This is a genomic window from Maribacter arenosus (genome assembly GCF_014610845.1).
Taxonomy (GTDB): Bacteria; Bacteroidota; Bacteroidia; order Flavobacteriales; family Flavobacteriaceae; genus Maribacter_A; species Maribacter_A arenosus.
On sequence record NZ_JABTCG010000007.1, the window covers coordinates 15585 to 40078 of the forward strand.

The 24494-nt window shown below is 39.2% G+C and carries 24 protein-coding genes; 10 read left to right on the top strand and 14 right to left on the bottom strand.

What is annotated here, in order from left to right; translation table 11 throughout:
• Positions 1 to 28 precede the first annotated feature (28 nt).
• Genes HPE63_RS16760 through HPE63_RS16770 form a run of 3 tightly spaced genes read right to left on the bottom strand, consistent with a single transcriptional unit; the run spans position 29 to position 2420 of the window.
• The gene (locus HPE63_RS16760) at positions 29 to 505 is read right to left on the bottom strand and encodes a DUF4174 domain-containing protein (RefSeq protein ID WP_188315464.1); all 477 of its coding nucleotides are present in this window, start codon (positions 503 to 505) and stop codon (positions 29 to 31) included.
• Positions 506 to 543: 38 nt separating this feature from the next.
• Positions 544 to 1323, bottom strand: a complete 780-nt coding sequence (locus HPE63_RS16765) for a zinc ribbon domain-containing protein (RefSeq protein WP_188315465.1) — start codon at positions 1321 to 1323, stop codon at positions 544 to 546.
• Positions 1324 to 1325: 2 nt separating this feature from the next.
• Positions 1326 to 2420, bottom strand: coding sequence for a Nif3-like dinuclear metal center hexameric protein (locus HPE63_RS16770; protein ID WP_188315466.1), 1095 nt, complete (start codon positions 2418 to 2420; stop codon positions 1326 to 1328).
• 50 nt (positions 2421 to 2470) lie between these two features.
• Between HPE63_RS16770 and lpxK the strand changes: the two genes are divergently transcribed.
• On the top strand, positions 2471 to 3469 hold the full coding sequence (lpxK, locus tag HPE63_RS16775) for a tetraacyldisaccharide 4'-kinase (RefSeq protein ID WP_188315467.1): 999 nt from the start codon (positions 2471 to 2473) through the stop codon (positions 3467 to 3469).
• Here lpxK and HPE63_RS16780 read toward each other — a convergent pair.
• The 9 genes from HPE63_RS16780 to HPE63_RS16820 all read right to left on the bottom strand — a co-directional run bounded on the left by HPE63_RS16780 (position 3459) and on the right by HPE63_RS16820 (position 11769).
• Complete coding sequence (locus HPE63_RS16780) at positions 3459 to 5681, bottom strand: tetratricopeptide repeat-containing hybrid sensor histidine kinase/response regulator (protein WP_188315468.1); 2223 nt, start codon at positions 5679 to 5681, stop codon at positions 3459 to 3461. The two genes, lpxK and HPE63_RS16780, sit on opposite strands and share 11 nt — an antisense overlap.
• 138 nt (positions 5682 to 5819) lie before the next feature.
• Complete coding sequence (locus HPE63_RS16785; RefSeq protein WP_188315469.1) at positions 5820 to 6128, bottom strand: hypothetical protein; 309 nt, start codon at positions 6126 to 6128, stop codon at positions 5820 to 5822.
• Between the two features lie 49 nt (positions 6129 to 6177).
• Positions 6178 to 7044 carry a lipoyl synthase gene (gene lipA / locus HPE63_RS16790; protein ID WP_188315470.1) on the bottom strand — a complete coding sequence of 289 codons (867 nt, stop codon included), beginning with the start codon at positions 7042 to 7044 and terminating at the stop codon, positions 6178 to 6180.
• A 105-nt stretch (positions 7045 to 7149) separates the two neighbouring features.
• The gene (locus HPE63_RS16795) at positions 7150 to 7710 is read right to left on the bottom strand and encodes an RNA polymerase sigma factor (RefSeq protein ID WP_188315471.1); all 561 of its coding nucleotides are present in this window, start codon (positions 7708 to 7710) and stop codon (positions 7150 to 7152) included.
• Between the two features lie 35 nt (positions 7711 to 7745).
• On the bottom strand, positions 7746 to 7955 hold the full coding sequence (locus HPE63_RS16800; protein WP_188315472.1) for a membrane or secreted protein: 210 nt from the start codon (positions 7953 to 7955) through the stop codon (positions 7746 to 7748).
• An 80-nt stretch (positions 7956 to 8035) separates the two neighbouring features.
• A complete protein-coding gene (locus HPE63_RS16805; RefSeq protein ID WP_188315473.1) occupies positions 8036 to 8794 on the bottom strand; it encodes an anti-sigma factor in 759 nt (252 codons plus the stop codon).
• Positions 8794 to 9357: an RNA polymerase sigma factor gene (locus tag HPE63_RS16810; RefSeq protein ID WP_188315474.1), complete on the bottom strand. Its 564-nt coding sequence runs from the start codon at positions 9355 to 9357 to the stop codon at positions 8794 to 8796. The genes HPE63_RS16805 and HPE63_RS16810 overlap by 1 nt, the downstream gene beginning before the upstream one ends.
• A 205-nt stretch (positions 9358 to 9562) precedes the next feature.
• Positions 9563 to 10579, bottom strand: a complete 1017-nt coding sequence (murB, locus tag HPE63_RS16815; RefSeq protein WP_188315475.1) for a UDP-N-acetylmuramate dehydrogenase — start codon at positions 10577 to 10579, stop codon at positions 9563 to 9565.
• Positions 10576 to 11769 carry a pyridoxal phosphate-dependent aminotransferase gene (locus HPE63_RS16820; RefSeq protein WP_188315476.1) on the bottom strand — a complete coding sequence of 398 codons (1194 nt, stop codon included), beginning with the start codon at positions 11767 to 11769 and terminating at the stop codon, positions 10576 to 10578. The genes murB and HPE63_RS16820 overlap by 4 nt, the downstream gene beginning before the upstream one ends.
• Before the next feature lie 152 nt (positions 11770 to 11921).
• On the opposite strand from HPE63_RS16820, the gene HPE63_RS16825 reads away from it, so the two are divergent.
• Positions 11922 to 13262, top strand: coding sequence for a PDZ domain-containing protein (locus HPE63_RS16825; protein WP_188315477.1), 1341 nt, complete (start codon positions 11922 to 11924; stop codon positions 13260 to 13262).
• 47 nt (positions 13263 to 13309) lie between these two features.
• Here HPE63_RS16825 and HPE63_RS16830 read toward each other — a convergent pair whose 3' ends face one another.
• Complete coding sequence (locus tag HPE63_RS16830) at positions 13310 to 13699, bottom strand: DUF1573 domain-containing protein (protein ID WP_188315478.1); 390 nt, start codon at positions 13697 to 13699, stop codon at positions 13310 to 13312.
• A 197-nt stretch (positions 13700 to 13896) separates the two neighbouring features.
• Here HPE63_RS16830 and HPE63_RS16835 point away from each other — a divergent pair, with 197 nt between their 5' ends.
• From HPE63_RS16835 to ppk2 (HPE63_RS16850), 4 genes are all read left to right on the top strand, one after another.
• Positions 13897 to 16527, top strand: a complete 2631-nt coding sequence (locus tag HPE63_RS16835) for a valine--tRNA ligase (protein WP_188315479.1) — start codon at positions 13897 to 13899, stop codon at positions 16525 to 16527.
• A gap of 77 nt (positions 16528 to 16604) precedes the next feature.
• Positions 16605 to 17195: a hypothetical protein gene (locus HPE63_RS16840; RefSeq protein WP_188315480.1), complete on the top strand. Its 591-nt coding sequence runs from the start codon at positions 16605 to 16607 to the stop codon at positions 17193 to 17195.
• A gap of 107 nt (positions 17196 to 17302) precedes the next feature.
• Positions 17303 to 18151 (top strand): polyphosphate kinase 2, encoded by an 849-nt coding sequence (ppk2, locus tag HPE63_RS16845; RefSeq protein ID WP_188315481.1) that lies wholly within the window; start codon positions 17303 to 17305, stop codon positions 18149 to 18151.
• Positions 18152 to 18161: 10 nt separating this feature from the next.
• The gene (gene ppk2 / locus HPE63_RS16850) at positions 18162 to 18944 is read left to right on the top strand and encodes a polyphosphate kinase 2 (protein WP_223198204.1); all 783 of its coding nucleotides are present in this window, start codon (positions 18162 to 18164) and stop codon (positions 18942 to 18944) included.
• A 71-nt stretch (positions 18945 to 19015) separates the two neighbouring features.
• Here ppk2 (HPE63_RS16850) and HPE63_RS16855 read toward each other — a convergent pair whose 3' ends face one another.
• The gene (locus HPE63_RS16855) at positions 19016 to 20161 is read right to left on the bottom strand and encodes a hypothetical protein (protein ID WP_188315483.1); all 1146 of its coding nucleotides are present in this window, start codon (positions 20159 to 20161) and stop codon (positions 19016 to 19018) included.
• A 351-nt stretch (positions 20162 to 20512) separates the two neighbouring features.
• Here HPE63_RS16855 and HPE63_RS16860 point away from each other — a divergent pair, with 351 nt between their 5' ends.
• The 4 genes from HPE63_RS16860 to HPE63_RS16875 are packed head-to-tail and all read left to right on the top strand — an operon-like array spanning position 20513 to position 24485.
• Positions 20513 to 21700: a sensor histidine kinase gene (locus tag HPE63_RS16860; RefSeq protein ID WP_223198205.1), complete on the top strand. Its 1188-nt coding sequence runs from the start codon at positions 20513 to 20515 to the stop codon at positions 21698 to 21700.
• Entirely contained in the window at positions 21684 to 22394 is a 711-nt protein-coding gene (locus HPE63_RS16865) for a response regulator transcription factor (protein WP_188315484.1), read from the top strand. Before HPE63_RS16860 ends, HPE63_RS16865 begins: the two co-directional genes overlap by 17 nt.
• 42 nt (positions 22395 to 22436) lie before the next feature.
• Positions 22437 to 23705 (top strand): sterol desaturase family protein, encoded by a 1269-nt coding sequence (locus HPE63_RS16870; RefSeq protein WP_188315485.1) that lies wholly within the window; start codon positions 22437 to 22439, stop codon positions 23703 to 23705.
• Positions 23706 to 23723: 18 nt separating this feature from the next.
• Positions 23724 to 24485: a creatininase family protein gene (locus HPE63_RS16875; protein WP_188315486.1), complete on the top strand. Its 762-nt coding sequence runs from the start codon at positions 23724 to 23726 to the stop codon at positions 24483 to 24485.
• Positions 24486 to 24494: the final 9 nt, after the last annotated feature.

Genomic DNA, 24494 nt, shown 5'->3' on the forward strand with positions numbered 1-24494 from the left:
CAGTCTTCCCATATAGGATGAACAGGTCCTATTGCTTTTTTGAATGTTTCATTTCAGCCTGGCGCATCGGCATACTATCTATTAAACTGAAAATGGCTTTAGGGTCCACAACAAAACGTTCCTTCATTTTTACGCCTCCATCCTTTCCAATAAGTATCAGGCCCTGAAAATCCTTTAATCCATAGGCTTCAATAATTTGCCTGGATTTTAATGCTGTTTTCCTTTTTAAGGTATCGAGAACGGCATCGTCGGTTACAATGAAAATGAGGATATCCCGATTCCGTAATTCTACTGGGTGGTGTTGTAAGGTTTTTAATTGCTCTTTTAGCTCCCCGGAACTAAAATCCGAAACCTTTAACAGCAGAATGCGATTTTCCCATTTATAATCATCGAGATTTTGGGCCATTGTGGTGGTTGAAATAAGAATCACGGTCAGTAGCCAGATGTTGTTGAGATATTGCATATTCGTAAAATAACCAAACCCTAAATTAACAAAAAAAGCCATCTGGGAAGATGGCTTTATACTGCTTAACCTTATTTTACCTATATCTTGGAGAACATTTTTTCCATTTTGGCTTGCTCTTCCTCTGCCAATACGGGATCGACCAAGATTCTTCCACTATGTTCGTCGGTAATGATTTTTTTGCGCGAAGCGATTTCCACTTGTACTTGTGGTGGTATGGTAAAAAAAGATCCCCCTGATGCCCCTCTCTCGACAGGTACCACGGCAAGTCCGTTCTTCACATTGTTTCTAATTCTTGCATAGGCTTTAACCAAGCGCTCCTCAATTTGCTCCTGGTACTCGATTGATTTGGACAAGAGTGCTTTTTCTTCTTTTTCGGTTTCCGCCAAAATCGCAGCCAATTCGTTTTTCTTATGTTTCAAGTGCGTTTCCCGTTCACTCAAGTTTTCCTTGGTTTCGGAAATCACCTCTTTTTTCTGTTCTATTTGCGCCTTGAACTCCTTTATATTCTTTTCTGCAAGTTGGATTTCCAATTCTTGAAATTCCAATTCTTTGCTTATAGAATTGAATTCCCTGCTGTTACGAACATTTTTTTGTTGCTCTGTATATTTCTTGATCAACGCTTTTGATTCATCGATCAAGTTCTTTTTAGCCGTGATTTCGAAATTGATCGTTTCTACATCGGTCTTAAGCTTGTCCAATCTAGTTTTTAGCCCTAAAACATCATCTTCCAAATCCTCTACTTCTAAGGGTAACTCGCCCCTAACATTGCGTATTTCGTCAACCCTAGAATCGATTAATTGCAAATCATACAATGCCCTCAACTTCGCTTCTACGGTTATTTCACCTTTTTTTGCCATACCTATAAATACTTGATTGGATTCGTTATACTTTCCGATAAACGGATTGCAAAATTAGGAATTTTTTTCGTAAGATAATCAACTAAAAGATTTTTTGTAAACTGTTCGGTTTCAAAGTGTCCGATATCCGCAATCACCATGCTACCTTCGGCTTCGTAAAATTGATGGTATTTGACATCTGCAGTGATGAAGAGGTCTGCGCCAGCCGCCTTGGCGGCCTTGATCGCAAAAGCGCCACTTCCACCCAAGACGGCCACTTTTTCAATAGGTTTTCCACGTAATTCTGAATGTCGAATGCATGATGCATGCATTCTTTCTTTAACGATTTTAAGAAAATCTACCTCCTTCATCGGATTTTGAAGCGAGCCGATCATGCCCATCCCGATGTTTTGATTCGTGTTTTCCAGGGTTAGGATTTCATAAGCCACCTCTTCATAAGGATGGTTTTTAAACAAGGCATTCATAACTTTTTTCTCGATCGCTGCTGAAAAAGTGATGTTCACCTGCATTTCTTCCTCATAGTGTATCTCACCGATTTTACCCTTTGTTGGATTGGCATGTTGGTCCGCTTTGTAAGAGCCTATTCCCTTAGAGGTAAAGCTACAATGGCTATAATTGCCAATGGTTCCTGCTCCGGCTTCAAATAGGGCGTTCTTTAAGCTCTCGGCCGCATCCAAAGGAACATAGGTGGTCAATTTCTTAATGGTACTTTTTTGTGGTATAAGAATTTTTGGATCCATGATGTCCAGTACCTCGCAAATCTTTGCATTTACCCCTTCCATGGCGTTGTCCAAGGCCGTATGCATACTATAAATGGCAATGTGATGCTGAATGGCCTTTATCACAGTACGTTCCACATACGTGGCGCCGGTAATTTTTTTGAGACCATTGAAAATTATGGGATGAAAACTCACGATAAGATTGCATTTTTGTGCGATTGCCTCTTCGACCACATTTTCCAAAGTATCCAAGGTTATCAGAATACCCGATACCTCTTGGTTTTGGTCACCGACCAAGAGTCCAACATTGTCAAAATCCTCGGCATGGGCCAATGGGGCCAATTCTTCCAATATCCTAGTAACTTCTTTTACTATCATTTTAGCGTTTTATAAGGTGATCAAAGATAAAATATTATATTTTCGTTCTAATGCAACTGCTTAGAAAAATAGCCTACCCCATTTCCTTGGTTTATGCCGTCGTGGTATATATTCGAAATATACTTTACGATGTTGGCTTTTTTAAAAGCACCTCCTTTAAAACCCCTACAATATGTGTGGGCAACCTGAGTGTCGGGGGTACTGGTAAAACCCCTATGATCGAATATTTAGTCGAAAATCTTAAGGGTTCATACAAAGTGGCCGTATTAAGTCGGGGATATGGACGAAAAACAAGAGGATATGTATTGGCTACAAGCAACAGTAAGGTTGAGGAAATAGGGGATGAGCCCCATCAAATAGTTGCTAAATTCCCTGATGTTACCGTTGCAGTCGATGGTAATAGGCGTAACGGCATAACAAATCTGGAACAATCCACCAGACCGGATGTTATTCTTTTGGACGACGCATTTCAGCACCGCAAGGTAAAGCCCCGTTTTTCGATACTGCTTACAGCCTTTGATAATTTATACTCCGAAGATTGGTATTTGCCCACTGGCAATTTAAGGGACTCAAGAAAAGAGGCCCAACGGGCCGATGTGATCATTGTCACTAAATGTCCTTCTACCTTGACCGAAGAAAGGCAACTTCAAATTAAAAAACAGCTACGGCCCAAAGAACATCAAAAAGTATTGTTCAGCGGATTGTACTTTGATGGGATATTAAGAAGCAATACCTCTAGCATAGCTTTAAACGATCTTTCGGGACAGAGGGTAACGTTGGTTACCGGCATTGCCAATCCAAGGCCTTTAGTCCGCTATCTGGAAAGTATGGGGTTGGATTTAGAGCATTTGGAATATAGGGACCATCATTTCTTCAGCACTTCGGAAATAGCACTTTTCAATTCAAAAGCAATGGTCTTGACAACAGAAAAGGACTTCGCCAGATTAAAGGGGAAGGTCAGCAATTTATATTATATACAAGTGAAACACGATTTCTTAAATGGGGGAGGTTCCATTTTGATCAATGCCGTAAAGGAGATTATACCGTAGGGGTACTACTTTCTGGGTGACCAAAAATGTTCTCCCCGATTTTTTGATAGAAAACCTCGGGTTTAAAGGGTTTTGTGACCACATCATTACATCCTGCGGCATAAAAACTTTCTAGACTATCGTCTAAAGAAATTGCGGTTAAAGCGATTATAGGCGTTTTCATATCGAATTTCCTAATTTCTATAGTCGCTTCTTCCCCACTAATGCCTGGCATGTGGATATCCATTAATATGGCATCATAGGTGTTCTTCTTGGCAAGTTCAATGGCTTCTGTTCCATTACTGGCGATATCGCTGGTAATATCTTTCTTTGATAACATTTTCTTTGTTATGACCTGATTGATCTTATTATCCTCAACGATCATCAAATGCAGACCTTTGAATTCATAATCGGTATGTGTGATCTCAAAGGGGATGTCATCGATGATATCATCCTTGCTTTTTAGTTTTAGTTCAAAATAGAAACAACTACCTTGGCCTAGATCACTTTCCAATTTTATGTTACTATCGAATAAACCTAATAGACTTTTTACTATGGTAAGCCCAAGCCCGGTACCTCCGTATTCCCTATTTATTTGTATAGAACCTTGTTCAAATCCTTCGAAAATCTTTTGTTGTTGGTCTTTGGAAATGCCAATACCATTATCCTTAACTTCAAAATAAAGAGTAACATCCTCTTCCTCTTTATGCACCATTTGAGCCTTTATGGTTACTTCCCCATTTTTTGTGAACTTCAAGGCATTACCGATAAGATTCATGAAAATTTGTGAAAGTTTCAAAGGATCGCTCATCAAATGGGAGGGGATGCTTTCATCATAATCCAAGACAAGCTTGGTGTGGTTTTCCTTGGCACTTTGTTGAAGGGAGTCAATGACCTCTTTTAAAACCTTTTTAAGATTGAACTCCATGATCAAAGGTTCTAATTTGTCGGCATCGATCTTGTTTATATGTAGAATATCATTAATAAAGTTCAGTAGATAATCCCCGGAGAATTTTAAAGCCTTGAGATGCTCTTTTTGGTTTTCATTGGGATTTTCTTCCAATAATAAGTGGGTAAGTCCTGTTACTGCATAAAGCGGGGTTCTCAATTCATGGCTTACTGTCGATAAAAAGTTGGTTTTGGCTTCCATCGCACTGACAGCGGCATCCCTAGCAGCCTGTAACTCACTATTTTTGGTATGCAAAAGATCGTTGGTCTTCAATTTTATCTGGTTGTTCCGGTATAAAGAAACTGCCAATAACGAAATGATAATCAAAAAAGCGGAAGTTAAGATTGCCGTTATTTCGGATCGGTTGGCAGATTTGCTCAACTCTTCAATCCGCTTATCCTGACGTTTAATTTCCGAGGCCATATTCTCACTATGTATTTCATCTGCCGTTTTCGTTGCCTGATTTAATTTTTCTAGACTAAAAAGCGAATCTTTGGCGGCATATAAATTTCGGGTAGCCGTAAGGGCGTTTTCAAATTTGCCTTGCCCTTCATTGGACTCGGCCAGTAATTCATTACTTTCAATGATCTCAACCGCAAAATTGTTTTCCTTGGCAAGTGCATTGGCATTTTCGGCATTTTTCGCCGCTTCTTCATAATTGCCGGTTCTAAGGTTGGTTCTCGCAAGTCCTAAATATGCCTTTGTAGCCAGGAAATCCTTTTCATATACATCGGTATTAACGACTAAGGAATTGAAATTTTTAGAGGCGCTTTCATATTTTTCGAGATTTAAATAGATCTCACCCTCGGTCAAAAGGATATTATTGAAGAAATTACGGTCATTATTCAGTTGCCTTGCTTCATTAAGCATAAAAATGGCTTGGAAATTTTGATTTTCCCTGAAAAGAAAAATGGCCTCAATATATTTATAGATGGCATCGCCGTATGGGTATTCAACCTCCCCTAATAAAACTTTGGCCCTGTCCCAATAATATTTGGCAGTGTTTTCCTTATTCAATTTAAGATAAAGCAAGGCGAACATATGGTAGCTATCAACGAGGGTTTTGACATCTTTGTTCTGTTCGGCCAGTGTAGCGGCTTTCTCCAGGGATTTTAGCGCGAGGTCTATTTCGTTTTTATTCCTATAGGTTCTTGCCTCATTAAAATAGGATTGTACGTCGTTCTGAACCGCATTGTCCTGTGCCGTTACACCGATGGATATGCATACAAAAGCCAAAATCAAAGTGAGATTTTTAAGGCACTTATGTAGTATTCTTAGGTTCAAACGAATTTCTTTTTTTATCCAATAATTGATTACTTCTATAATTCTGCTATTATCTCCAGTTTAAATATTAAACCCTCCAATGACCTTCATTATATTTAAAATTACAAAAGTCATCTGAGAATCAAACGTACAAGAATACTATCTATTGTTTATAACGGGGGATACTATAGGGTCTTTTGTGAAAAAAAGTATATTCTTTAGTTCGTTTAATGACGCTTTTTCAAAAGTATTATTTATTTCTTGAATGGTAGATTCCTTTTTTAGGTTAAAAATAATGTTGATCAAAGACTTATTCTCGACAGGGAATTTAATACCACAATCCATACTGACATGAGCTACGGACTTGGTGTTTGCCAAATAGTTGATTGCTACGTGATTCAATTGCGGATGGAACTTTTGAATTTTTAACGGGTTACCACCAATGCTACCGATATTGATTTTTTTCATTGGATGTTGTACCCTATTTCCCAAGTATATTGTAAAAGGCCAACGCCAATTACAATACATGCTTGTGTGCCTTGTAGGAAGAGCGCACCAACGCCCCACTTTCGACATGTCTGAAGCCCATTTTAAGACCAATTTCCTCATACTTTTTAAACTGCTCGGGAAGAATGAATTCCTTTACGGGCAGATGTTTTTTTGAAGGTTGAAGGTATTGTCCAATGGTAAGTACATCCACCTTGGCATTTCTAAGGTCTTCCATAGTTTCGAACACCTCCTCTTCAAGCTCTCCGAGACCTAACATGATCCCCGATTTTGTTCGGTTGACCCCTTGGCTATTTAGATACGCCAAAACCTCAAGGCTTCGTTCATACTTTGCTTGTATTCGTACCTCCCTAGTAAGTCGTTTAACGGTTTCCATATTATGGGATACTACTTCTGGGGCAACCTCGATTATGCGGTCTAAATGTCTTTCAATACCTTGAAAATCAGGAATAAGGGTTTCGAGTGTGGTTGTTGGGCTCATTCTTCGAATGGCCTTTACGGTCTCTGACCAGATTATAGATCCCATATCGGTCAGGTCATCGCGATCTACCGAGGTGATAACGGCGTGTTTTATCCCCATTAATGTAATAGATCTAGCCACTTTTTCAGGTTCTGCCCAGTCAACAGCAGATGGGCGACCTGTTTTAACGCCGCAAAAACCACATGAACGTGTACATATGTTACCTAATATCATAAATGTTGCGGTACCTTCACCCCAGCATTCCCCCATATTAGGGCAGCTACCCGAAGTGCAAATGGTATGCAGATCATATTTATCTACCAAATTTCGCAATTGGGTATATTTCTTACCTGTAGGTAATTTTACCCGCAACCATTTTGGTTTTCCTTGTGGAGGAGCCACATTATTCACGCCCATATTTGGATTTTGGACAAATATACGAACAAATTAATGTTTTGCCGATCAAGCGGAAGTCTATTAAAAAACTACAAGGGAAGCGCTTTAACGAAGTATTTTGGGGTGTTATTTCTTCTTTCTAATGATTTCCGCCAATAATTTTTTGGCCCGTAACAACTTTACCTTTATGTTGTTTATCGGTTCGTTGAGCTGGGCGGCAATAGCGGCATAACTCAATTCATGAAAATAGCGGAGGTTGATCACTTCTTGGTAATGTGGTTTCAACTTTTTAATATTCTGCAATAGTGTTGCCAAGTTCTGTTCTGTGATCAAACTGTCTTCAGCCGAAGGGGCATCATCCAAAACTTTTGAAATCGCTTCGTTGTTTCCCCATGCTTCCAAGACATTTCTTTTTCTTTTACGGATAAGATCAACGTGTATGTTCTTTGAAATGGTAATCAACCAAGTCTTGAACTCATAAGAATCGTCATACGAATTGATTTTGTCAAAGGCCTTGGAGAATGTTTGTATGGTAATATCCTCAGCATCATTTTCATTTTCGGTACGTTTGAGCTGAAAACCATAAACGTCATTCCAAAAAGTATCCAACAAGGTACTGAAGGCCATCTGGTTGCCCATTTTCGCCTTATTGATAATAGCAAGTAAGGTATCTTCGGTTTTATTCAAAATAGAATAAGGATTTACACCCTAAAGCACTATACTTAGTGCAATTCCGGGGCAGTATCTTTCTCGCAATCCCTTTCGCCCGGTAATTTCCCACACATGCCACATGCCTCTCCGTTCGTATTCAGAAAAGGACTTTGACTAGCGCAAGTTCCTGAGAACCGGCCATCTTTTTTAGACCATATTTTGATTGCAATGCCAGCAAAGGCGAGTGCTAAAAGACCTATTGTCAAAAGGATAAGCTTCATTGTAAAATTTTGTGCAAAGATATAAAAATAAAGCCCTGACTGTGTGGTCAGGGCTTTGAAAATAAGTGCTATTTTTTAAACTAGTAATCAATTTTGGCCACAACTTTATCAACCGAAGGGGTTTTATTGCCACCTTTAGGTTCGATGGTGATGTAGCTTACGGCCTTGTCCGCATAGGGCAAAGCCAAGAGTTTTTCTTTTCCCACGAATTCGTCGATGATTCCAAGGTTGATCATTTCGCCGTTCACTTCGGCCCACATTTGAAAACTTTGGTCTTCGGGTAGATGGGGAAGATTCTTTACATTGATATAGGATAACTTTTTTACGGGATTGATATAGGCAACGGCCTTCAATTCCTTCGCATTTTGGTTTCCCTTGACATTATACCTTCTTGTTTGAGGATTGTTCAATACAATGAATTGGTTACGAACATCCTCAAGTTCAAGCCTCATGTCTTCTTTCAATAATTCAATCTTATTGTTTACGATGACATTCTCCTCTTGTAGACTCTGATTCTGATTCCATAGGAAATAAGAGGCGCCGGCAAACATCACAGCAGCAAAACTGGCTGCAATGGCATACCTGAAGAATTTCTTTCTACTGGCATTCTCGGATTTAATTCGCGCCAGAATCTTGTTTTTTAATCCTTCCGGAGTCTTAATAGCATGCAGTTTCACGAAAGTCTCCAAGTTTTCCTGTAGCTCATCGTAGGTTTCCCTTACTTCAGGGTAAAGGGCCAAGTACCTTTCTACCTGTAAAGTTTCATGGTCATCGGTAGTTCCCAATAAATACTTTTCAAGCAAATCCGAATCCAAAAATATTTTTATTTTTTCTTTCATTATATCAGATTTAGTAAGAGCGCAAATATCATTGATGAACCATAGATTTTCTTTAATTCCCTAAGACCTATTTTCAATCTTGATTTTATGGTTCCCAAGGGGATATCCAGTTCATCACTGGCTTCTTGTTGGGTCATTCCATGAAAAAACAGGGCTTCAAGTACAATTTGATACTTGTCTTCTATCTTATCCAGGTTTTCACGGACATCCATAAATTCAGGCCTAATGCTATCAACGCCTAAGTTATATACGTCGGAAACGTCCATTTGGATTTCTTTATCGGATTTCGTGTTGACACTTCTTAGCTTATCTATGGCTGTATTTCTGGTAATTCGAAACAACCATGTGAATAATTTTGCCTTTGTAGCATCATATGAATCTGATTTCTTCCAGATTTTCACAAAACTTTCCTGTAAAACATCCTGGGCCAATTCTTCATCACGAACCACTTTTTTTGCAACACCGTACAGCGTATCACCATAGTGTTCGTACAAGAGCGATATGGCCTTATCATTTCGTTCTTGTAGTAATTCCACAATATGCTTTTCAAGAAGTGTGCTCATGTAATGGGTTGGCTACGAAAAATTTATGCACGCGGCATCCAATCGGTTCGTTTTAACCGTATATCCTTTAAACGCTAATTTATAAAATTGATTGTTATAGCTAGCGTTATCTCAAATTTTTAATTATAAATGTACAACTGGTAATTGTACATTTAGTTTTTGGTTAGTTTGGTTTGGTATAGCCCCTGTTATTCTTTAGCAGGGGTTATTTTATGATATTAACTTCCGGGGTTATTCTGATTCTATACCTTTCGAAAACGGAATTCATAATCTTTTCCGCCAACCCTATAATATCTTTACCGGTTGCATGGCCATAGTTGACCAGGACCAAGGCTTGGTTTTTATGTACTCCGGCATCCCCATAGCGTTTTCCTTTGAATCCGCATTGCTCGATCAACCATCCCGCAGGAACTTTATAGGCATTTTCAGATACTTTATAATATTTAGCTTTCGGATGTGCAGCAATGAAATCTGCGAATGTCGTTTTGGTCAAAACTGGATTTTTAAAGAAGCTTCCACTATTGCCCAATTCTTTGGGATCGGGAAGCTTACTTTGACGAATAGCCACTACGGCCTTGGAAACATCCTGTATAGTGGGTATTTTAATACCCCATTCCTGCAGTTGGGTTTCAATGGCGCCATAGGACGTATTTAGTGGGTGGTTTTTTTTGGTGAGTTTAAACAAGACCGAAGTTATTACATACTTGCCTTTTCCCTCATTTTTAAAATAGGAATCCCTATAATCGAACTGGCAATCGGCTTTTGAGAAGACCTTGATGGTCTGATCGTTCATATCCAAAGCTTCACAGCTAATAAAAGTGTCCTTGAGTTCAACACCGTAAGCCCCAATATTTTGGATGGGAGCTGTACCTGTATGCCCTGGGATGAGCGAAAGGTTCTCCAAACCCCCAAAATCATGTGCTAGGCACCAAAGTACCATATCGTGCCATACCTCACCGGCCATTACCTTAAGATAAACATGGCTATTATCTTCCTTAAGTATTTCCTTCCCTTTTATGTTTATATATAAAACAAGGGCGTCGATATCTTTTGTAATCAACATATTGCTACCCCCACTAAGTAGAAATGGCTCGGGGTACCCCTTAAGTTGTAGTGCTTTTTTTAGATCCTCCAAGGAATTTATTTCGCAGAAGTAACGCGCCGTAGCATCTATACCAAAAGTATTATAGTGTTTTAAGGATTTATTTTCTTGGATTTTCATCGACCCTTGTAGATTTTTAAGGCTTCTTTGAGAATATGCACCGCTTTCCTAAGACTATCCTTGTCCAATACATAAGCAATGCGTATTTGGTTTTTACCCAATCCTTCAGAAGCATAGAACCCCGCTGCAGGGGCTACCATGACGGTTTCGCCCTCTACCCTGAATTCCTCCAATAACCATTGTGCGAAATCATCCGAATCTTCTATGGGGAGTTCGGCGATGCAGTAAAAAGCCCCTTGGGGATGGCCAATTTTTATTCCATCGATTTTTTCCAGTTCCTCGATCAAGAGGTTTCTTCTGGAAACATACTCCTTTTTTACATCATCAAAATAGCTTTGTGGGGTTTCCAAGGCGGCCTCACTGGCAATCTGGGCATAGGTTGGAGGCGACAAACGGGCTTGCGCGAACTTTAGGGCTGTTTTTATGACTTCTTTGTTCTTCGATACCAAACAACCAATTCGTGCACCACACATGCTATATCTTTTGGAAACGGAGTCGATCATGATCGCATTTTCATCCAATCCTGATTCCTGCAGTATGGAGTAATGCTCCTTGCCATCATAGGTAAATTCCCGGTAGACTTCATCTGCAATCAAAAAAAGGTTATGTTTTTTGACTATAACGGCCAATTTTTGAATTTCATCCCGACTATATAAGTATCCCGTAGGGTTTCCCGGATTGCATATGAGTATCGCCTTTGTCCTAGCCGTTATCAGTTTCTCGAATTCCTCTATCGGAGGTAGGGCAAAATTATCATCGATTCGGGAAACTACCGGTACCACCTTGATTCCCATGGCCGTTGCAAATCCGTTATAATTTGCATAAAATGGTTCAGGAATAATGATTTCATCGTTGTTGTCCGCGATACTTCCCATGGTAAATGAAAGCGCTTCGGAACCCCCAGTGGTTACCAAGATGTCCTGTGCGGTGATATTAATGTGGTGTTTGGCATAATAATCGGCCAATTTTTCACGGTAAACCTCTGAGCCTTCCGTTCTGCTATACTCCAATACAGTAAGCGTATTGTTCTTTACGGCATCCAACGCAATTTTCGGGGTTTTGATATCAGGCTGCCCAATGTTCAAATGAATCACTTTTGCTCCGTCTTTTTTCGCCTGTTCGGCAAAAGGAACCAATTTCCGAATAGGTGATTCGGGCATCTCGAGCCCTTTTTTCGATATGGATGGCATACACTCTTAATTTTAAACAAAAATGAGAAATCATTACATAGAATACAATAGTACCCGAGTTTATTTAATATGTTTTCAATATGTTAATTTATAATGGTTTAATGGATATTTTACGTAAATTGAAGTAGAGCGAATAATTTATGGAGTAGGTTTTGAAAAAGTTTGGATTATTTTTTTTGGTATTGACACTATGCATTCCCTTTTTGGGAACAGGACAATCCTTTGAATTACCCAATGGCCAGAAATATCAAAAAGTAAAATTCGAACTTGTCAATAATCTGATTATTATCCCTATTGAGGTTAATGGAACCGAGCTTTCCTTTTTGCTGGATTCCGGGGTGAACCAACCTATTCTTTTTAACATAACCGATCAAGATTCTGTACAGATCAACAATGTATCGGAAATCAAAATCAAAGGGTTGGGTGAAGGGGAACCTATAAAAGCCTTAAGTTCTGTCGGCAATACCTTCAAGCTTAAAAGTATCACCAACCAGCAACAATTGTTATATGTGATCATAGATAAGAGCCTAAATTTTTCGACCAGTTTGGGAATTCCGGTGCATGGTATTATTGGGTATGATCTATTCCGCGATTTTGTGGTAGATATCAACTATGCTACCAAGACGATAAAATTTTTTGATCCTGATCACTATGTGTACAAAAAGGATAAGCGGAAAGAGATTTTACCATTGACCATTACTGGAAAAAAGGCTTACGTTGATGCCAATGTTTTTATTGCGGATTCTGAAAACATACCCGTGCATTTATTGATAGATACCGGGAGTAGTGATGCTATTTGGCTTTTTGAAGATGAAGAAATTGGGATACCCGCAGAGAATTACAATGATTTTCTAGGCAAAGGCCTAAACGGGGATATATTTGGAAAACGCACGAAGGTGAACAGCATCCAGCTGGGTAGTTTTGTACTTAGTGACGCCAAAGCGGCATTTCCGGATACCCGCTCTTTTGCTTCCATTAAGAATTTAGGCAATCGAAACGGTAGTATTGGAGGTGAGATATTAAAGCGATTTAATATTGTTTTCGACTATCCCAATCAAAAAATTACCTTGCGAAAAAACAGCATGTATAAATCGCCATTTCATTATAACCTTAGTGGAATTACATTACAGCACGATGGGCTTAGATTTGTGTCCCAACGCATTTCCGATGGACGTGGGGTAGTAAAAAGCAAGGAAGGTTCTTTTGGGAATGTGCAAATACTTTTTGAGAACCATACGCGGTTAAGTTTGGTTCCTGAGATCGTGGTTTCGGGTATCCGGGCAGGTAGCCCAGCTGAAACGGCAGGACTTAAGGAAGGGGATATTATACTGGCCGTAAATGGTAAGAGCATTCATCAATATAAGATCCAGGAAATTAAGCAGATGCTCGATGAAAAAAAAGGCAAAAAAATTCGGGTGCTTATCGAAAGGTATAACAGGGATTTGTTGTTTTCATTTGTTCTTGAGGATTTGTTCAAACATAAAAAACCCTGATTACGAAGATTTATGTAATCAGGGTTTTTATATTTATAGGGGTTCTTCTACTTGGTTCCTGTAGATTTCACCTCTCCTTTTATTTTAAGGACCTTTGTTGGGGTGTCTGCATTTGAAATGACCGTAACAGCTTTTCTTATTGGGCCAACACGATTTGTATCATACTTCACTTGAATTTCCCCGGTCTTGCCAGGTAAAATCGGGCCCTCCGGTTTCTTCGGTATCGTGCATCCACAACTAGAACTCACCTTGCTTATAATCAAAGGGGCGTCCCCAGTATTTGTAAATTCGAATACACGTACACCATCACTGCCTTTGGCTATTTCACCATAGTCCACAGTTTCGGTCTTAAACTCGATTTTTGCCACAGTTTCCTGGGCGCTTAGGCTAAATCCTAATAGTCCTACAAATAATACAAGTACTATTTTTTTCATCATTATTTAGTTTTGGGTGAATTTCAAAAGTAATCTTTTTAGACCAACGTCCAAAATTCTTTTTGTTATGTAATAACGTTACTTATTTTTGTTTGGTATTTAAAATTGGGCCAAAAACCCGTCAAAAATGATAATTTAACATATCTTTCCGGTCAATTTTTTTGTCACCGGTTCCCTTAAATCAAAAACTGTTCCAAAACATGGATATCCCTTCAAAATATGAACCTCAAAAGGTGGAAAACCGTTGGTATGACTACTGGATGAAGCATAATTATTTTCATTCCATACCCGACGGTCGGGAGCCCTATACCATTGTTATACCCCCACCTAACGTAACAGGTATACTGCATATGGGGCATATGCTCAACAACACTATTCAAGATGTTTTGATCCGTAGGGCACGATTACAGGGTAAAAATGCATGCTGGGTACCTGGAACCGATCATGCCTCGATCGCGACCGAAGCAAAGGTAGTGGCTAAACTCAAGGAGGAAGGTATACACAAGGCGGACCTTTCTAGGGAAGAGTTTTTGAACCATGCCTGGGATTGGACACATGAATATGGAGGTGTAATCCTAGAACAACTGAAAAAATTGGGATGTTCATGTGATTGGGACCGTACTGCCTTTACCATGGACGAGAATATGTCGGCTTCCGTAATCAAGGTATTTGTTGATTTGTTCAATAAGGGCATGATTTATAGAGGGTATCGCATGGTGAATTGGGATCCCCAGGCGCAAACCACCTTATCCGATGAGGAAGTGGTCTATGAAGAAAAACAAGGGCTTTTGTATTATTTGTCCTATCCCATAGAGGGATCCGATGAAAAGGTGATCATAGCTACTACGCGTCCGGAAACTATTCTAGGGGACACGGCCATATGTATCAACCCCAATGATGAACGATATTCCCATTTAAAAGGAAAAAAGGCCATTGTTCCTATCTGTAATAGGGTCATACCCATTATTACCGATGAATATGTTGATATTGAATTCGGAACAGGATGTTTAAAAGTGACCCCTGCACATGATGTCAACGACAAGGCCTTGGGTGAAAAACATGAATTGGAGACCGTCGATATTTTCAATGCCGATGCCACGCTCAATAGTTTTGGGTTGCATTATGAAGGAAAAGATCGGTTCGTGGTTCGTAAGGAAATAAAGAAAGAGCTTGAGGATAAGGGATTTTTGGTAAAGACCGAAAATTATATCAACAAAGTCGGTACATCGGAAAGGACGAAGGCCGTTATTGAGCCACGTTTGTCAGAACAATGGTTTTTAAAAATGGAGGACTTGGTAAAGCCGGCCATTGAGGCCGTTTTGGAAACCGATGATATTAATTTCTTTCCTAAAAAATTCGAGAATACATACCGCCACTGGATGGAAAATATAAGGGACTGGAATATTTCCAGGCAGTTATGGTGGGGACAACAGATTCCGGCTTACTATTTCGGCGACGGACAGGATGATTTTGTGGTGGCCGAATCTGTCGAAGAGGCACTAATTTTGGCCCAAGGAAAATCTAACAACTATGAACTAGCACTTTCCGATTTGCGGCAAGATGAAGATGTTGTTGATACTTGGTTTTCCTCATGGTTATGGCCTATGAGCGTTTTCAATGGTATTTTGGAGCCAGACAATAAGGAAATCAACTATTATTACCCCACAAGCGATCTTGTAACAGCCCCCGACATCATTTTCTTTTGGGTAGCCCGTATGATTATCGCCGGATATGAATATAGAGGCGAAAAACCTTTTGAAAATGTCTATTTTACAGGGATTGTCCGTGATAAGGAACGTCGCAAAATGTCCAAATCCTTGGGCAATTCTCCAGATGCGTTGAAATTGATAGAAAATTATGGGGCCGATGGGGTCCGTGTGGGCCTTTTATTAAGTTCTGCGGCCGGGAACGATCTGTTGTTCGATGAAGATCTTTGCCAACAAGGAAAGAATTTTGCCAATAAGATATGGAACGGTTTCCGATTGCTTAAAGGTTGGGAAGTGGCAGATATACCCCAACCAGAAGCGTCAAAATTGGGTATAGCATGGTATAATGCCAAGTTCAACCACACCTTGGCCGAGATTGAAGATCATTTTGGTAAATTTCGAATATCGGATGCCTTAATGGCGATTTATAAATTGATTTGGGATGACTATAGCTCTTGGTTGCTCGAGATTGTCAAACCAGCCTACCAACAACCGATAGATAGAATGTCCTTTGAGGCGATAATCGGTATTTTTGAGAATAATTTAAAGCTGTTGCATCCTTTTATGCCCTTTCTTACCGAGGAGATTTGGCAGCACATCGCAGAGCGTTCGCCCAACGAGGCACTAGTTGTATCCCAATGGCCTTCGATCCAAAAACCGGATGTTGGACTGATAAGGCAATTCGAGTTTGCCGCTGAGGTTATTGCGGGCATACGTACTATCAGAAAGGAAAAGAACATACCTATGAAGGAAAGTTTGGAACTTTTGGTATCGAATGCCGAAAAATTGGGAAGGGATTGGGATGCCATTATAAAAAAACTGACCAATGTTTCCTCTATATCCTATGTAGACGCCGCTGTAGAAGGTGCCCTTACCTTTAGGGTTAATAGCAATGAATATTTTATACCAATAAGTGGTGCCGTTGATGTGGAGGCCGAGATTAAAAAAATAAAAGAAGAATTGAAGTATACCAAAGGCTTTTTGCAGTCGGTTCGAAAGAAACTCTCCAATGAACGTTTTGTAAATAATGCCCCTGATAAGGTTATTGCCATAGAGCGCAAAAAGCAGGCGGATGCCGAGGCGAAAATCGAGACTTTGGAAAAGAGTTTGGCAAGTTTAAATTAATGGTTTTAATGATCTTTTTTTATTCAATTTAGGGTCATTTCCGAAGTGATGTGTATATTTAAGAAAAATAGGTCAAAATGAAACGATTATTACTTATTGGAATTTGCTTGGGTTTTCAATTTACAATCGCTCAGGAAAAAGCGGAGATTCTTCCCAAGGACATTCAAATTAAAACAGCGGTCTTACCGGCTCCCGAAGAAGACAAAGCAGGGGCCATGGTATATGGATATAATGATAAAGGGGAATTCGTGGTGTTGCGTGAAGGCACCAATAATTTGGTATGTATCTCGGATGACCCTAATAAAGAAGGGATTAGCGTATCCTGTTATTCCAAAAAACTGGAACCTTTTATGGCCAGAGGTCGTGAATTATCTGCTGAAGGGAAGGATTTTAATGAAAAGCGGGAAATACGTGGTGCCGAAGTGGCTTCGGGTAAAATACCTATGCCAAAGGCCCCTAGCATGACCTACATATTTTTCGGTAAGGATGAAAACTATGATAAGACTACCGGCGAACTGAAAGATGGACAGTTCAGGTATGTGATTTATACACCTTTCGCCACCCCGGAGGAGACCGGATTGCCTATTAAACCACACGCAAAAGGCATGCCCTGGTTGATGGATCCTGGAACACATAGGGCGCACATTATGATAGGACCTTTTAATTAAACCAAAATCAATTAGTTTAGTAGCTGACCGTAGTTTGTGAAAACATGATTATCGGTAGTCCAAGGCCTTGTTCAATTTTGAAACTTTAAGAAATTATAAAATAATACATGAAGTTTACCGCAGAAGATATAGTATCGGCAAAGACAAGAAAAGATTTGATTGCCATTGCGAATGAAAAAGATGTAAAAATAGACAAGGTTGTAAGAAACCTTGAATATGAATTGGAATTGAGCAAGCTCCAGAGCGAACTGGTGAACTTGCAACAATGGATTACCGAACATAATTTAAGGGTAGCCGTACTATTTGAAGGGCGTGATGCCGCAGGTAAAGGAGGTTCCATCAAACGGTTTATGGAACATTTGAACCCGCGATCTTCGAGGGTAGTTGCCCTTTCGAAACCTACGGACAATGAAAGAGGGCAATGGTATTTTAGAAGGTATATCAAAGAATTGCCCAACCCTGGCGAAATAGTCTTTTTTGACCGAAGTTGGTACAACCGGGCCGTTGTTGAACCTGTTATGGGCTTTTGTTCCAAAGAGGAATACAACCAATTTATGGTACAGGTACCGGAATTTGAACATATGTTATATGAGGATGGGGTCATTATCATTAAATTTTGGTTTTCGATATCCAAGGAGGTGCAGAGTAAAAGATTCAATTCCCGACTTAAGAATCCATTAAAACAATGGAAATTTAGTCCAGTGGATAAAATGGGACAAAAACTTTGGGATGAATATACTTTTTACAAAGAGCAGATGTTCACTAAGACCCATACGAACTTTAGTCCCTGGATTATTGTAAAGACCAACGATAAGAAAACGGCCAGATTGGAAAGTATGCGTTATTTGCTTTCGAAGTTCGATTATACCGATAAGAAAAAAATCTCGGACTTGATCCAACCCGATCCGAACATCATCGTTCGCTATTATAGGAATGCCAAACAAATCGATATATAAGAGATTAAAAATGAATAAAGTACAAGATATAATACTTACGGATGATGATTTGGATTTACTGAATTCAAAACTGGGGCTGCGAAGTTTGTTTAAAAGCAAGAAAATAGATTTAGAGAAAACCTTGGCAGAGGTGAAATACGAAATTCAATTGCGTGAACAACAGGCCGAGCTTGTAAAATTGCAGACATGGGCAATAGAGAACAGGAAAAAGATCGTTATTATTTTTGAAGGGAGGGATGCTGCAGGTAAAGGAGGTGCAATACGCAGAATGTCAGCCTATATAAATCCAAGATATTATAGAATTGTCGCTTTGAACAAACCCACCGAAGATGAAGAAGGACAGTGGTATTTCCAACGTTATGTGAACAAGTTGCCAAAACCTGGTAAAATTGTCTTTTTTGATCGTAGTTGGTATAATAGGGCCGTGGTAGAGCCTGTTAACCAATTTTGTACCCAAGAACAATATGAAAGGTTCATGTCTCAGGTCAATGATTTTGAAAAAATGATCATTGCCTCTGATACCTATTTGATCAAGTTTTATTTTTCAATTACCAAAGAGGAACAACAAAAACGTTTTGACGATATACGCAAAAGTAATTTAAAGCGCTGGAAATTATCGGCAGTGGACGAAAAGGCCCAGGGCCTTTGGGACGAATATACCAGATACAAAAAAGTGATGTTGGAGGAAACGGACACAGCATACGCGCCATGGGTTATTATTGAAGCTAACAGAAAGACAGAAGCCCGGTTGTTTGCCATGAATCATATCCTTAATACCATACCTTACAAATAAAACATATAGAGGCCCCCAAGGCATAGCTAAAGAAAACCGACCGCAATGGCGGTTTTCGTTATTTAAAAGCATTAGTTTTTAAATTCATTTAGAAGGGCAGGGTCTATTTTTATTAGGTTCCTTGCAAATCTATAAGAGATTCCAAAGTTGACCAGGTAATCGGCAAAGGCCGCATCTCCATTTCTAGGCATGCCAGTAAGAGCTTCAGCCTGCTTGTCCGTAACACTTTGGGGCCTTTCCCGTCGTACTGCAAAAGGTACGTTCAAGGTCAATGAGAAATTGTTCTTGGAAAAGGCAACTCCTGGATCAATGGAGAGCACATTCCCAGGTCTTCTGAATCCCTTATTCCCTCCCAATATATCTTTGACCGGAACGCCCTCATATCGAACTCCCAATGACGTTGTAATGTTTTGATATACATGATAGCTTAATCCACCGCGTACGGAAAATTGATCAGGAACGGCCATGATCGCCTCATTTTCCAAAATAGGGTTCAGCGTTTCCCTAAAAGTTCTAATGCCATTTACCTCCTTAGGATTCAGCAAATAAAACCCACCTCCATAGGCGAAGATATTCGAAGCGATCTTTGTATAAAACTGAAAATCCATGATTAACCCAAACCCACCATCACCGGGTTGTATGGATTGGTCGACCGGTCTTACTTGCGGGCTTTCTTCTGGACCCACATTATAGAAAACATCCGTGGCATTATAACTTCCCGTGGGCAGTTTTATTCCAAATCCAATGGCAATATTTACATTGGGGTGTTTTTCCAAGTCGAGTAACCAATACCCTAATCCCATCCGTATATCGCCCAGACCTCTTGAGAAAGTAGTATGGCGTTCCTCTCGGCCATGTTCATAAAGCGAAGATCTGGTATTTATGACCATAGGTAAGGAAATACTAGTATACCATCTTTGATTTATACCGTAAGTTAAAAAGTAATCCCAAGCATGTGCATTATTGATTACTTCCGTTTCATTGGCCAGACGGTCAGGCTCCTCCTCCAAACCCCTAAAATGTCTGAATGACCGAAAATAGCGGTAATTCATTCCGATTTGTATATCGCCTGAATTCAATAGGTTGTTTTCAAGGGTTGATCCAACGCATGACGAAAAATGCCTTATGGCAACACAACCTTGCCCCCAACAATGTATTGTGGCCAATGACAACATAAAAAAAAGAAGTACTACCGTCTTTTTTTGTGACTGTTTCATATGAATTGTTTTAGATGTTGAAAATCTATGAGCGGGGGAAGAATTTATTCAAATAAAAGGGCCAATCACGTTACCAAGATGACTGGCCCTTTTATACTTAATTATTCAACTCAACTTAAATCAGGGCTAAAATACGGTGAAATAGACTTGATAGGGATTAAGGAAAAACTAAATAAGATTAATGAAAAGTTAATAAGATGAACAAAAAACTAAAAACCGCTAAGAGAACCTTATTTTTATGCTTCTTTAGTAGGTATTTTGAAAAAGCGACGTCTCTATATCCTAATTTTTATAATTTCTATCCTAGGCCTTTCGATAGTACAGTACCAATATTTAAGAATTGGCATCAATTTGGCCAAAGTACAATTCAGTAGTAAGATTGGTTTGGCGACCGAGAATATTAAAAACACCCTGGAAACCAAAAACAAATTGACTTTTCTTCTCGCGAATGCCATAAAGGAAGATAGTCTGTATTTTGCGATAAGTGTAGATAGTCTAAAGGATGCCTCCAGCCATTTTTTGAATGACTTCCTTACCGAGAAATTAGTGGAAAAAGGTATTGAAGCCGATTTTACCTATCGCTTATTTACAAAAGACTCGGCGTACTACCTGAAATCTCCTGTAGTTTACGAGCGTTCGGCGGAAGTGGTCACCTATCCTATCGAAATTAAAGGGTACCTTCCTAAATTATTGGATGCCGATTTGATTTTGGAGATGAAATTTCGGAATTTAGACAGTTATTATCTCTCCAAACTCAATGGATTAACCGTCCCCAGTCTTATATTTATCTTAGGAATCGTAATTGCAATTCTGTGGATGTTGAGAACATATTATTGGCAGCGAAGTGTTATTACCACCACCAATGAGTTTATAAACAATCTTACCCATGAACTAAAGACTCCTGTATTTTCAATTGGTCTGGCATCTAAAATGTTGGAAGAGGGTATTCCCGCGGATAAAGCCCCGATTTTGGAGATAATAAGGCAGCAAGTCGAAAGATTGAAGGCCCATATCGATAAAGTATTGGAACTAGCCAGTTTTGAGGAAAGTAAGAGTGTCTTCAAACTAAAAGTTTTGGATTTCGGACCCAGATTGGAAAACCTTTGTAAAGAATTCAGTACGTTGGCCTCATTCGAAAAATGTAATTTTTCTTATCATTTGGAAGATAGACCTTATTTTATCAAAGCGGAAGTCTCCCATTTGGAGAATGCAATAAATAATCTACTTGATAATGCTAAGAAATACGCCCAAGACCCGAAAATCGAATTGCTTTCCCGTATAGAAAATGGAAAATTGGTTATTTCGATATCCGATAATGGGAAAGGAATTGAAAAGAAAGATCAAAAATTGGTCTTTCAAAAGTATTATAGGGTTTCTAACGGTAATAAGCACGAGGTAAAGGGATACGGATTGGGTCTTAGTTATGTTAAGAAAGTAATTAAAAAGCATAAAGGTAGCATTTTATTGCAAAGTGAATTGAATCAAGGCACAACGGTAGTATTTAAAATACCCTTGTATAAGCATGGAAAAAAAGTATAATATATTATTGGTAGAAGATGATGCTTCTTTAGGGTATTTGCTATCTGAATACCTCAAAATGAAGAACTTTGATGTAATTTGGGAAAAAAACCCTACCAAAGTAATGGGTCTCATTCAATCTAACCGATTCGATCTGGCGATTTTAGATGTAATGATGGTCGAAATGGATGGTTTCACCTTGGCTGCGGATATTTCAAAAAAATTTTCCAATCTTCCCTTTATATTTCTAACGGCAAGATCATTGAAGATAGATGTTCTAAAAGGATTTTCACTCGGGGCGTTGGATTATCTTAAGAAACCGATTGATGAGGAAGAGCTGGTGGTACGTATATTTACCTTGCTAGAAAGACTTAATAAAGGGACCTCCACAGATAAGGAAAAGGAGATGTTCGAAATTGGTTCGTATCGGTTGAATAGCTCAACACAGGAATTGATTTTTGAGTCCGAAATGACTCATTTGACGTCGCGCGAAAGTGATTTGCTTAAATATTTGGCTTCCCATCCGAATACTTTATGCCACCATAAGAATATATTGGAGACGATTTGGGGCAACGATGATTATTTTAATAGAAAAAGTTTAAATGTATTTATTACCCATTTAAGAAAGTATTTGGCAAAAGATCCTTCCTTGAAAATTGAAAATGTACACGGTAAAGGTTTTATCCTAAAAACCGATCTTGGAAAAAATAATTGATTTCCTTAATAATTGGTATATTTCATTATTGAAATCGAAACAGTGGAAATTTACGCCAACGCCCTACTATATGCTATTCCTTTTTTTATGTGCCTTTTGGTTATAGAAATGGGTTATGGCTACTTCGTAAAAAGCCAAAAACATAAGGTAATGGATTCGGTGGCGAGCATAAGCTCGGGACTTACCAATATCGTTAAGGATTCATTGGGCATAGGTATTATTATCGTAACCTACCCTTTCTTACTTGAACATTTGGCCTTGTTCTCTTTAGAATCCACTTGGATCGTTTGGTTGATTGCGTTTTTGGCGATCGATTTTGCTGGCTATTGGAACCACAGATTGAACCATAAAGTTAATTTTTTCTGGAACCAACATGTAATCCATCACAGTAGCGAGGAGTTTAATTTGGCTTGTGCCTTACGTCAACCTATCTCCAATCTATTGGGTTATTTCCCCATATTGATGTTTCCGGCGGCTATTATGGGCATCCCAAGTACTATTATAGCTATTCTGGCCCCTATTCATTTATTCGCCCAGTTTTGGTACCATACGCAGCATATCGGTAAATTAGGATGGGTAGAGAAAATTTTGGTGACACCCTCACAGCATCGAGTACACCATGCGATCAATCCTGAATATATAGATAAGAACCTAGGGCAGATTCTTTGTATTTGGGATCGTTGGTTTGGTACCTTTCAAGAAGAATTGGATGAAGTGCCTCCCCAATATGGCGTTTTAAAACCAGCCTCAACATGGAATCCGATTATCATAAACTTTCAGCATTTATGGCGATTAATTAAAGATGCATGGCGCACCCAAAATATTTGGGATAAATTTCGGATTTGGTTTATGCCCACTGGATGGAGGCCTGCGGATATGAAGGAAAAATATCCGTTAATGATAATCGATGATGTATTTCATTTTAAAAAGTACGAAACCCCTGCATCGAATGCTTTAAAGGGATATTCTATCTTTCAGGTTTTGTTTACGACTATTTTATTGTTGTTTATGTTCTATAACTATGCCTCGATCGGGTTTGATGGCTTATTGTTTTTCGGGGCATTCGTGTTCATAGGGATCTATGGGTATACCACTTTGATGGATAAGGTCGATTATGCTGTTTGGATAGAGGTGTTAAGGGGACTTTCCGGTATTGCCGTAATTTGGATTACAGGCGATTGGTTTGGTATTGATACGTATTTTAAATATGGCAGTCTTACGGTAGCTATTTATTTTTTGATAACCATATCCGCAGGAATTTATTTTACCTATTTGGAAAATAACCAGGCAACAAGTAATGTTGCGATTTAACTTGTAAACATTCACTTTATGAGACCATATATATTGGCCGAAACCAACTGGAAGGCACTCAAAAACGCCAATTTTGATTTGGCCGTTTTACCCTGGGGCGCAACCGAGGCACATAATTATCATTTACCCTACGCTACCGACGTCTATGAAAGCGACGCCCTAGCTGCGGAATCGGCAAGGATTGCCTGGAAAAAGGGGGCCAAGGTCATCGTTTTACCAACCATTCCATTTGGTGTGAATACGGGGCAATCGGATATTTATTTGGATATAAATTTAAACCCGAGTACTCAACTGTCTATATTGAATGATATCATTACGGTACTTGACCGACAAGGCATAAAGAAATTGATTATATTCAATAGCCATGGCGGTAATAATTTTAAACCTCTGGTTAGGGAATTGGGTTTAAGGTTTCCTGAAATGTTCCTATGTTTTTCGAACTGGTTCCAGTCGATGGATAAAACCGAATACTTTGATAATGAGGGCGACCATGCCGATGAAATGGAAACCAGTCTAATGTTATACCTAAAACCGGAGTTGGTACTTCCTAAGGAAGAGTGGGGTAGTGGGGCATCCAAAAATTATAAAATCAAATCTTTTTCAGAAGGTTGGATCTGGGCCGAACGCAAATGGTCCCAGATCAGTGAGGATACCGGTGTTGGTGACCCTGCACAAGCAACCGATAAAAAAGGCGAACGTTATTTTACCGATGTTACCCAGAAAATTGGGAATTTCTTTTTTGAACTTTGTAATGCAGATTTGAATGATCTTTATGAATAGGTTAGGGAC

Coding starts and splice junctions, on each gene's coding strand:
- HPE63_RS16760 (WP_188315464.1), bottom strand. CDS start 505: ATGGCTTTTTTTGTTAATTTAGGGTTTGGTTATTTTACGAATATGCAA.
- ppk2 (WP_188315481.1), top strand. CDS start 17,303: ATGAAGTTTACCGCAGAAGATATAGTATCGGCAAAGACAAGAAAAGAT.
- HPE63_RS16820 (WP_188315476.1), bottom strand. CDS start 11,769: ATGCCATCCATATCGAAAAAAGGGCTCGAGATGCCCGAATCACCTATT.
- HPE63_RS16830 (WP_188315478.1), bottom strand. CDS start 13,699: ATGATGAAAAAAATAGTACTTGTATTATTTGTAGGACTATTAGGATTT.
- ppk2 (WP_223198204.1), top strand. CDS start 18,162: ATGAATAAAGTACAAGATATAATACTTACGGATGATGATTTGGATTTA.
- HPE63_RS16835 (WP_188315479.1), top strand. CDS start 13,897: ATGGATATCCCTTCAAAATATGAACCTCAAAAGGTGGAAAACCGTTGG.
- lipA (WP_188315470.1), bottom strand. CDS start 7,044: ATGGGCGTGAATAATGTGGCTCCTCCACAAGGAAAACCAAAATGGTTG.
- HPE63_RS16765 (WP_188315465.1), bottom strand. CDS start 1,323: ATGGCAAAAAAAGGTGAAATAACCGTAGAAGCGAAGTTGAGGGCATTG.
- HPE63_RS16805 (WP_188315473.1), bottom strand. CDS start 8,794: ATGAAAGAAAAAATAAAAATATTTTTGGATTCGGATTTGCTTGAAAAG.
- lpxK (WP_188315467.1), top strand. CDS start 2,471: ATGCAACTGCTTAGAAAAATAGCCTACCCCATTTCCTTGGTTTATGCC.
- HPE63_RS16770 (WP_188315466.1), bottom strand. CDS start 2,420: ATGATAGTAAAAGAAGTTACTAGGATATTGGAAGAATTGGCCCCATTG.
- HPE63_RS16855 (WP_188315483.1), bottom strand. CDS start 20,161: ATGAAACAGTCACAAAAAAAGACGGTAGTACTTCTTTTTTTTATGTTG.
- HPE63_RS16865 (WP_188315484.1), top strand. CDS start 21,684: ATGGAAAAAAAGTATAATATATTATTGGTAGAAGATGATGCTTCTTTA.
- HPE63_RS16840 (WP_188315480.1), top strand. CDS start 16,605: ATGAAACGATTATTACTTATTGGAATTTGCTTGGGTTTTCAATTTACA.
- murB (WP_188315475.1), bottom strand. CDS start 10,579: ATGAAAATCCAAGAAAATAAATCCTTAAAACACTATAATACTTTTGGT.
- HPE63_RS16875 (WP_188315486.1), top strand. CDS start 23,724: ATGAGACCATATATATTGGCCGAAACCAACTGGAAGGCACTCAAAAAC.
- HPE63_RS16810 (WP_188315474.1), bottom strand. CDS start 9,357: ATGAGCACACTTCTTGAAAAGCATATTGTGGAATTACTACAAGAACGA.
- HPE63_RS16800 (WP_188315472.1), bottom strand. CDS start 7,955: ATGAAGCTTATCCTTTTGACAATAGGTCTTTTAGCACTCGCCTTTGCT.
- HPE63_RS16785 (WP_188315469.1), bottom strand. CDS start 6,128: ATGAAAAAAATCAATATCGGTAGCATTGGTGGTAACCCGTTAAAAATT.